The sequence below is a fragment of the Ructibacterium gallinarum genome (genome assembly GCF_014982785.1).
GTDB classification, from domain to species: Bacteria; Bacillota; Clostridia; order Monoglobales; family Monoglobaceae; genus Ructibacterium; species Ructibacterium gallinarum.
The window spans coordinates 1-10,049 of record NZ_JADCKB010000042.1 but is presented as its reverse complement, the minus strand read 5'-3'; the positions used below and the strand labels follow the sequence as shown (position 1 = coordinate 10,049).

Here is a 10,049-nt window from a genome sequence, read left to right as displayed (position 1 = left end):
GGTTGGCTTATGTGAAATTAATGTATAGGTGAATTTTGATGGGGCGCGTGGTGATGGGAAACCATCACGCCACGTGCTAAGCGGGGGAAAAGCCGGAGATTACTTCAAAGGCTTACCTATCGCAACAAATGCTCCGAAGCATCGCACCGTTACTCATTGAAAACGGCTATGATATTAAGGTGTTTAACCTAATCGAGCCGGAAAACTCGGACGGATATAATCCGTTTGTGTATATCCGCAAAGATGAAGATGTTATAAAGCTGATTTCAAACCTTATTCAGAATACAACACCGAAGAACGCACAGCAAAACGACCCGTTTTGGGAAAAATCCGAAATTGCACTTGATTCTGCTTTAATGCTTTATCTTCTGCACGAAGCCCCGCCCGAAGAACAGACCTTTGAAATGCTGATGTTTTTAATCGAAAACGCAGCAACCGTTGAGGACGAGGACGAAAGTGGATACCAAAGCCCGGTGGATATTCTCTTTCAAGGCTTGGAGGACGAAAAGCCGGAGCATATTGCAGTAAGGCAATATAAAATTTTCAAACAGGCAAGCGGCAAAACGGCGAAGTCAATCCTTATTTCAGCGGCGGTGCGGCTTGCGGCGTTTAATTTGCCGGAGATAGCTAAAATGACTTCATACGATAATCTTGATATAGGCACTCTCGGCGAACGCAAACGAGCCATATTTTGCGTTATTCCCGACAATGACAATTCCTTTAATTATCTTGTCGGAATGTTATATACACAAGCCTTTCAAGCGTTGTATTTCAATGCAGACAACAACCACGGCGGCGAGCTGCCTATCCCCGTGCATATTGTGATGGACGAGTTTGCCAATGTCGCTCTGCCCGATAACTTTGAACGTATACTTGCGACAATGCGGTCACGGCGTATTTCGGTAAGCATTATTATTCAGAATATGGCACAGTTAAAAGCATTATTCAAGGATAGCTGGGAAAACATCACGGGTAACTGTGATACGCTGCTTTATCTCGGCGGCAACGAGCAAAGCACACACGAGTATATTTCAAAAATGCTCGGAAAAGAAACCATTGACACACGCACAAGAGGTATTACAAAAGGTCAGCACGGCAGCAGTAACACCAATTACCAAAATGCCGGGCGTGAGCTTTTAACGCTTGATGAGGTACGATTGCTTGACAACAGCAACGCCCTCATTTTTATTCGTGGCGAGCGACCGTTAATTGATAAAAAATTCGATATACTGTCGCACCCGAATATTGCAAAAACCGCTGACGGAAAAGCTATGCCGTACAAGCACAGCAAGTCGGAAAAATATTTACGAAATGATTTATCCTTTACCATAAATGAGGATTTATCAAATATCAAGCTATTGGAGGTTGACGGGGATAATGTGAAAACATTTGATTTTGTAAACCCACAAACAAAACAAAATGAAATTTTGGAGGTAACAAACAATGAAAAATCAGAACACAATTCAGAAAATTGCGAAAGCACAGAAAATTCTCCGCAAGGCTAAACTTGTACTTATGGCACTTGCGGTTATGATGACCGCACTCACGGGAACGGTTTTTGCGTCAGATCCGCTTGGAACAATAAACAGCCTTTCGGATTTTATCTTTTCGGCAATTAAGGCAATCGGCTTTATTCTGCTCGGCTTCGGCGTTGTGCAGATAGGTTTATCCTTAAAATCGCACGACGCATCACAGAGAGCCAACGGCTTTTTGACATTCTTCGGCGGTGTTATCATTGCATTTGCGAAAGATATACTCGATATGATTATCTAAACGTTTAGATAATCATATTTATCCGAACTTTTGCAAAATCATAATTCCTTGAGAATAAAAAATTTTAGTGCAAAAAGACGAAAACGCTTAAAATCTATTGACTTTTTTCAAAATGTATAGTAGAATAAATATGCGGAAAGGTAGATGTATCAATTTTATCTTTCTTGCATACAATGCTAACAGGGGTGTATCTCAGCCCTATAAATGAGAAACTTATAAAGCGAGCTTCTCTTGGCTCTAATCAAGAAATTTACAAGCGAGCGTTTCGCTGCTCTGAATGCGAGTGTAACAGGGGGCAAGCTTGCTTGCCCTTTTGTTATATGTTCAAGGAGTAATAAATGGATATAAGGTTTTATCAAATAGAAAATAAGTACATAGATTATTTATCCCCTCACGCTCCGTATTTGTTTCACAACAAGCAGGCAGGACAACAAAATGAGCGTAAATATATAGGGATTGTTTTGCAAGTAAACGGTTTCGATTATTTTGCACCTTTATCGTCTTTTAAGCCGAAGCATAATAAAATGTCTGAAATGATTGATTTTATAAAGATTAAAAAATATGCTGTTATCAACTTAAATAATATATTTCCCGTTCCTCTTTCGGAATGTTTCTATGTTGACATCAGCAAGGAAAAGGATGAGCATTACAGAGCTTTGTTGCTGTCTGAATATCGTTATATAAAGTCTATTCAAGAAAAGATACGGAAAAATGCTTCAAATGTCTATAAGCATAAGATAGAACACGGAAATTCAACGGGACTTGCAAAAAGATGTAATGATTTTATTCTCTTGGAAGGTCTTTGCAGGGAATATAAAAAATAAATTTATAAGTTTTAAGCCATCACCATAAAAAGTGATGGCTTTTTTGCGTTTTAGGACAGGAGGAGGTGAATTACCTTTGAGCGATAATTGGATTGTAGCCAACCTCGAAAATGCGTTTTCCACTTGGAACGATAAAATGACCGAAATATGGTCGCTTATTACAACCTCGCCGCAAAGCTTCAAAGGCGGTGCTATATGGGGTGTTATATCCGGAATAAACGGAGGACTTCAAGCCATAGGACTTGGCTTGTTGGTCCTCTTTTTTGCTATGAGCATATTTAAGTCAACGGCGTCGTTTCGTGATTTTCAGCGACCGGAATATGCCTTAAAGCATTTTATCCGCTTTTGTGCGGCGAAGGTGGCGATTACTTATGCAATGGATTTAATGACGGCGATTTACACCATTTGCGGCGGAATTGTGGAACAAATCGCAGGCTCTCTCGGCGGTATCGGCGGTGCGTCGGTTACACTCCCGGCGGCAATCGAGCAAGCTGTGGAGGACACAGGCTTTTGGGCGAGTATTCCGCTATGGCTTGTAACGATTTTGGGAAGTCTGTTTATTACGGTTTTATCGTTCATAATGATTATGACCGTGTACGGCAGATTTTTTAAGCTGTATATCTATACGGCGATAGCTCCCGTTCCCCTTTCCTCATTTGCAGGGGAAACAACATCGTTTATGGGGAAATCGTTTTTGAAGTCGTATGTCGGAGTTTGTATGGAGGGTGCTGTTATCGTGCTTTCGTGTATCATATTTTCGGCATTTGCGTCAAACAGTACGCCAACGCTTGACACAAGTATTACAACCGTCACAATGATATGGAAATACATCGGCGAGGTGATTTTTAATATGCTCGTTTTGGTAGGTCTTATCAAAGGAGCAGACAGAATTGTGAAAGAATTATTCGGAACATAAGGAGGATTTTTATATGAGTTACAAAAATAATGCTATCAGCAGCGATGACCCACAGGCTATTGAAAAGCTGACGGAAAAACTGCATAAATGCGAAACAGAACAGGAATTTATGAAAAAGGTAAATGCCTACTACAAGAAAAACGGAACTTGCGTAGGCTGTGAGGGGGTTTCGGACGAGCTTGCGGCAAAGCTTGATGAAAATATAAAACAGGCGTATTCGTGGGATAAACAGCCGTTTCCGTCATACCGCCTTACAAATAACAATGCCGAAATACGCAGACTGAAAAAGCGTATCGAAAACCTTACGGCAACGCAGAATACGGAATTTGTCGGTTGGAAATTTAACGGCGGCGAAGCGGTCATAAACGAAGATAAAAACCGTTTGCAGCTAATATTTGATGAAAAACCGAGCGAAGAACAAAGAACGATATTAAAGTCTAACGGTTTTCGCTGGGCACCGAGCGATAAGGCTTGGCAAAGACAGCTTAATCCCAATGCTTTTTATGCAGCAAATCGGATAGATTTCATTAAACCCGAAAACGGCGAAAAACCTACCGACTTACAGCCCAAAACACCGAAAAAGAGCGAGCCGGAAAGATGAGGAGGTAATCAATTTTGGAGATAAGAATCAATAAGGAAATTAAAGACTATCACGAAAGCCTGTTTTTCGGACTTTCAACACGGCAGTTTATCTGTTCGGTGGCGGCGGTCGGAGCCGCTGTCGGGATATACTTCGGACTTAAAAACTATATCGACAAAGAAACGGTATCTTGGCTTTGTATTGTGGCGGCAGCACCTATTGCTGTTACCGGCTTTTTCAAATACAACGGTATGAACTTTGAAGAATTTGTCGGAGCGTGGTTTAGGTCCGAATTTCTCGCTGCCGGAGTGCGAAAATTTGAAAGCACGAATTATCTTTATGAAATGATAAAGGAGGAACTCACAAATGGCAATGCTAAATCTGTTCGGAAGAAAAAACCGAATAAAAAAGCAAAAAAGAAAAATTGCAAGGACGGTTCAGCAGTCGATACCGATTGATGCGATATACAAGGACGGTATTTTTCGGACGGGACGGCTGTTTTCAAAGTCGTGGAAATTCTCGGACATAAACTATGCCGTAGCTTCAGACGATGACCAGCTGCAAATGTTCCTTGCCCACTCTGCAATTCTTAACGGACTTCCGACAGACGCTATGGCTGAAATCACGATATATAACCGTCAGCTTCACAATAAGGTGTTTGAGCAAATCACAACACCGTCCGATAACCCGAATTACGGAAAATACACAAAAGAACTCAACGGCATACTCTGTGATAAGATGTCGGAGAGCAACAATATCGTACACGAAAAATATATCACGGTCGCAACCGAAAAGAAAAACATCGAGGAGGCTCGGACTTTCTTTACTCGTGTGGGAAACGATTTAACTGCCGATTATGCGAAAATATCGTCAAAAATAGCGGAGCTTGGTTACAAAGACAGGCTTCGCATTTTTAATGACTTTTTTAAGACGGGCGAAAACGAAGAATTTGATTTTGACCTAAAAAAAGCTATGGCGAAAGGTGCGGATTTTAAGGACTACATTGCTCCCGACAGCTTGGAATTTAAGAAAGACTATATCAAAATCGGCGATAAATACGCACGAACGGTGTTCCTAAAAGAGTATCCCTCTTTCCTAAAAGACAGTATGATTTCAGAGCTTACAGACTTTTCAAGAAGTATGATGTTATCTATCACTATTCAGCCTATCCCTACCGATGAGGCGGTTAAAATTGTTCAGAAAAAGCTGCTTGCCATTGAAACGGATATAACCAAATGGCAGCAGAAGCAAAATGAAAACAATAATTTTTCCGCAAATATTCCGTATGAAATGGAGCAAATGCGAAAAGAAATCAAAGAGTTTCTTGACGATTTAACTACCCGTGACCAGAGAATGATGTTTGTAACGGTTACGCTTTTGCACATTGCTGACAGCTTGGAGCAGCTTGACAACGACACCGAAACGCTGATGTCAATAGGCAGAAAGCACCTTTGTAACTTTGCAACGCTCAAATATCAGCAGGAGGACGGTATGCAGACGGTATTACCTTTCGGAACTCTGAATATAAAGGCTATGCGAACGCTTACAACCGAAAGCACGGCGGTATTATCTCCGTACAAGACACAAGAAATAATAGATAAGGGTGGCTTGTATTACGGCATAAATGCAATATCACACAATTTACTTATGTGTAATCGCAAGCTGTTACTAAACGGAAACGGCTTTATTCTCGGTGTGTCGGGTTCGGGTAAATCATTTGCGGCAAAAATGGAAATTCTGATGTCGGCTCTGTTTTCAAATGACGATATTATCGTTATAGATGTTGAGCGTGAATACGGCTCGCTCATCCGCAACCTCGGCGGCGAGGTTATAACCCTTTCGGCATCGTCAAAAAACCATATCAATGCACTTGAAATAAACAATGATATTGATATGGACGAAAACCCCGTGTCGATAAAATCGGAGTTTTTAATATCTCTGTTCGACCAATTATTAAAAAGCAACGATTCAAGGCTCGGCGGCGGTGTCGGTGCAAAGGATAAATCTATCATTGACCGCTGTGCAATTAAGGTTTACGGCGAATATTTAAGCGGCAAATCGGAATATATGCCTACTTTGGTTGACTTCCGCAACGAATTACTCCGTCAGCCGGAGGACGAAGCACAAGACCTTGCATTATCGCTTGAAATATTTACAACAGGCTCGCTTGACGCATTTGCACATCAGAGTGATGTCAATACGAATAACCGCATTGTTGCGTATGATATTTTGGAGCTTGGCGAACAGATGAAGTCTATCGGGCTTCTGATTATGCTTGATAATATATTTAACCGAGTTATGGCAAACAGGCGGCGTGGCAAATACACCCGTGTATATGTCGATGAAGCACACTTGTATTTCAAAAATCCGTACAGTGCGGATTTCCTTTTGAAGTGCTGGAAGCGGTTTAGAAAATATGGCGGACTCTTGACAGGTATCACACAGAACATTTCCGACTGCCTGTTAAACGAAACGGCAAGAGGTATGCTTTCAAACAGCGAATTTCTGCTGCTCTTAAATCAAGCACCGTCGGACAGAAAAGACCTGTCTGAGCTTTTATCCATATCCGATACGCAGATGAGCTACATCACCAACGCCGGAGCAGGACGGGGGCTTATCAAGGTCGGCGGTTCCATTGTGCCGTTTATCAATGAGTTTCCGACAGATACGGAACTCTATAAATTGATGTCTACAAAAATTAATGAGCAGTAATATTATATGCGGCGGAGCAATAAAAACTTCGCCGCTGAATTTTTGCAAGGAGGACGCTATGAAAAACAAAATGACAGAAAAATTATTTGAGCTTGCCTATACCGACAGTATGACCGAAGTGCAAAACCGTAACGCTTATGAGGAACGCTTGAAAAAGCTCCGAAAGCCTAACGCAAACATTTCACGCATTACGGTTATTGTTGTCGATGTAAACGGCTTGAAAGAGATAAACGACAGTTACGGGCATTTTTGCGGTGATGATGCAATAAAGACCGTTGCAAAGGCTCTCCGGGATACTATCGGAACAAAAGCGGATATTTACCGTATCGGCGGTGATGAATTTGTCTGCATATCCGAAAGCAATGTGCTGCCGTATATATCGCAATTCAAGGACACAATATACTTTATCAACAACGAAAAGCTATATAACCTGTCTGTTTCAATAGGCTATTCAAGATTCCACGAAAAATACAGTAAGAGCATTGACGATATAATCTGCCGTGCCGATGAGAAAATGTATATGGATAAAAAGAGCAAAAAATAACGCCGGAGGTGATATACTTTGAGCGAAAAAGATATAAAGGTAAAACCGCAGACTACCACAAAATCGGTTAAAAACGCTCCGAAATCGATGGAACATTCGGCAAAAACGGCGGCTTGGGATATAAAGACGGTTGCAAAGGACACACTTGTTAAAAACGCTATTGATAAGCAGCTTGACATCAAACACTCCGAACAGCCGCAGAGAGCCGAGGTTGAAGCGACCGAACAGGTAGAAAATACATATTATTCCGCCGTTGATACGGTGTACCAAAAAGGCAAAAGCCTTGCGAAAAACAAGGTAAAGCAACACCAACAACAGGTTAAAACAAAGGAAAATGCTGATACTCCAAACACCCAGAAAGCTGATATTTCGGAAGTGCAGAACACACCCAAACAAGCGGATAATACACCTAAAACGAAAGAAAGTGTAAAAAATACCGATTCTGTACCAAAGACTAATAATTCTGTGGCACAGGTTAAGACCAAAGAAGCATACATCAATTCGCAGAAATCACAAAAGGCTGAAAATATTGCCGACACAGTAAAAACAAAGCAGAACTATATCAACGCTCACAAAAATGCGGAGATTAAGCAAAAACCGAATGTTTCGACACCGAAAACAAGAGAGAATACCTCTGTTTCCTCTGCTCCCACTCCAAAAACCAAAGAGCAAGCCATAAAGGACGCACGGAAAAAATATGTTTCGGAAAAGCTGAAAACAAAGGCTGAAGCTGAAAAATCTGCAAGTAAAAATTATACTGCCGATATACCGAAACAAAATGCAGAGCTGATAAAAACGGAAACTTCTGTACCGAAATCCGACTTCACCACAGACACCGCCTTTTCACCAAAATCTATGCCCAAAACAAAGGACAATTACATTCATTCACGGGGCAAAACTCCTTTCGACCTCATAAAAACACCGGACAGGGCAAAGGTAATACCGAAGCAGAACACGCACACCGTTACAAGGAATGTGTCGAATAATACAAAACAGGCGGTCAAAACAAAGGACAGCCTGTTGAAAGGTACAATCAAAGCCGTAAAAACAGGCAATTCATACATCGGCAAGTCCGCAAAGAAAAAGAGCGTTAAAACGGCTAAACGAGCGGCAAAAACACAGAAAGAAATCACAAAAAAGGCTGCAAAACAAGCTGCCAAGCAAGCGAAAGAGGTTGCTCAGAAATCTGCACAAGCCGCAAAGGCAACCGCAAAAGCGGCTGTTAAAATTACAGTTAAAGTCGCTCAAATGGTAGCGGCAGCAGCAAAAGCCATTGTTTCCGCACTTGCCGCACTCGGTGGATGGGCGGTACTGTTAGTCGCTTTAATTGTTGTAATCGTGGTTGCGGCGATAGCTGCAAGTCCTTTCGGTATCTTCATTTCCGATGAAGCGGCGGATAATGACAGTATCCCCATTTCCGCTATTGTCGCAGAGTGCAATATGGAGCTTTCAAATAAGCTCGATGACATAGAAAATGCCGCAGCGGCTGACCGAAGTGAGATTATCGGTGAACAGGCAAATTGGGATTTGGTGCTTGCCGTCTTTGCAACAAAGGTTGCAGGCGTGGAAGATGACACTGTTCAAGATGTTGTCGTTATCACGGAGGACAAAAAGCAAAAGCTCAAAGATGTGTTTTGGGATATGCATGAGATAACCTCACGCACCGAAACGGTTACAAACGGTGATACTTCGGAAAAAGTTGTGTATATCACAATTACGACCAAAACCAAAGACGATATGATTTCAAAATACAATTTCACACGCAAGCAGCAGGAAGCCTTAAATACGCTTTTGGAACAAGATGAAGTTTTAATCTCGGCAACACATTCGCTTGCAGTGTCAGACGCAACAGCACAGGATATTTTGAAAAATCTGCCCGAAAGCCTATCGGCAGAGCGAAAGAAAGTTATAAAGGCAGCTTGCTCGCTTGTCGGCAAGGTCAATTATTTTTGGGGAGGTAAATCCTCCGCTATCGGTTGGGACAGCGAGTGGGGCAAATTAAAAACCGTATCATCTGAGGGCAGTAAAACAACCGGAACAAAGCGACCGTTCGGACTGGACTGTTCGGGATTTGTAACTTGGAGCTTTATCAATTCCGGGTTTTCGGCAAATTCTATCGGACACGGAACGCAAGGACAAATCGCAAAGTGCAGCCGAATATCTTGGAGCAGCGCACAAGCCGGAGATTTATCCTTTTACGGCGATTTATCCCACGTCGGAATTATCGCCGGGAAAGACGCAAGCGGAAATATCCTCGTTATCCATTGTTCGAGCAGCAACAATAATGTAGTCATAACCACAAACAGCGGTTTCGGTTTTGCGGCAAGACCGAGTGCGTATTAAAAGACAAGACAGCGATTGGCATTTTTACAATGCTTTTCGCTGCCTTTTCGTTTTGTAACTGATAGTTTTATTACTTGACTGTTAAAAACGCTCCAACGCCTTGAAAAATAAGAATTTGAGCTATTTATAAAGTGTGCAGTCAATGATAAAATTATTATAGTCAATTATATCACAATTGACGCAAAAAAAATAAGTTTTTGAGGAAAAATGGATAGCGTCAATTTACTGGGGGGTATGCGGACATAATCTTGGACTCTGAAAGGAGTAAAAGAAATGTATACGAGAGAAGAAAAAGAAAGAGCTTTAAAAGAGTTTGAACGATTAGGATCAGTGCAGGCGGTGATAACATTGTTAGGT

The 10,049-nt window shown here is 41.7% G+C and carries 9 protein-coding genes; all 9 read left to right on the top strand.

All coding sequences use genetic code 11. The features are described from left to right. The first annotated feature begins 128 nt into the window (after positions 1–128). The 9 genes from INF28_RS12315 (at position 129) to INF28_RS12275 (ending at position 9,692) form a co-directional block, all read left to right on the top strand. Complete coding sequence (locus INF28_RS12315; RefSeq protein WP_404815180.1) at positions 129–1,505, top strand: VirD4-like conjugal transfer protein, CD1115 family; 1,377 nt, start codon at positions 129–131, stop codon at positions 1,503–1,505. Positions 1,506–1,530: 25 nt separating this feature from the next. Continuing rightward, positions 1,531–1,773, top strand: coding sequence for a glutamyl-tRNA amidotransferase (locus INF28_RS12310; protein WP_450100380.1), 243 nt, complete (start codon positions 1,531–1,533; stop codon positions 1,771–1,773). A 338-nt stretch (positions 1,774–2,111) separates the two neighbouring features. Further along, positions 2,112–2,597 carry a type III toxin-antitoxin system ToxN/AbiQ family toxin gene (locus tag INF28_RS12305; protein WP_226393751.1) on the top strand — a complete coding sequence of 162 codons (486 nt, stop codon included), beginning with the start codon at positions 2,112–2,114 and terminating at the stop codon, positions 2,595–2,597. 76 nt (positions 2,598–2,673) lie between these two features. After that, positions 2,674–3,513: a hypothetical protein gene (locus tag INF28_RS12300; protein ID WP_226393750.1), complete on the top strand. Its 840-nt coding sequence runs from the start codon at positions 2,674–2,676 to the stop codon at positions 3,511–3,513. Positions 3,514–3,526: 13 nt separating this feature from the next. Next, entirely contained in the window at positions 3,527–4,114 is a 588-nt protein-coding gene (locus INF28_RS12295; protein WP_226393749.1) for a DUF3560 domain-containing protein, read from the top strand. Between the two features lie 14 nt (positions 4,115–4,128). Further along, positions 4,129–4,551 carry a PrgI family protein gene (locus INF28_RS12290; RefSeq protein WP_226393748.1) on the top strand — a complete coding sequence of 141 codons (423 nt, stop codon included), beginning with the start codon at positions 4,129–4,131 and terminating at the stop codon, positions 4,549–4,551. Next, positions 4,466–6,805, top strand: coding sequence for a VirB4-like conjugal transfer ATPase, CD1110 family (locus INF28_RS12285; RefSeq protein ID WP_226393753.1), 2,340 nt, complete (start codon positions 4,466–4,468; stop codon positions 6,803–6,805). Before INF28_RS12290 ends, INF28_RS12285 begins: the two co-directional genes overlap by 86 nt. A gap of 58 nt (positions 6,806–6,863) precedes the next feature. Continuing rightward, entirely contained in the window at positions 6,864–7,349 is a 486-nt protein-coding gene (locus INF28_RS12280) for a GGDEF domain-containing protein (RefSeq protein ID WP_226393747.1), read from the top strand. Positions 7,350–7,367: 18 nt separating this feature from the next. Next, the gene (locus tag INF28_RS12275; protein WP_226393746.1) at positions 7,368–9,692 is read left to right on the top strand and encodes a C40 family peptidase; all 2,325 of its coding nucleotides are present in this window, start codon (positions 7,368–7,370) and stop codon (positions 9,690–9,692) included. Positions 9,693–10,049: the final 357 nt, after the last annotated feature.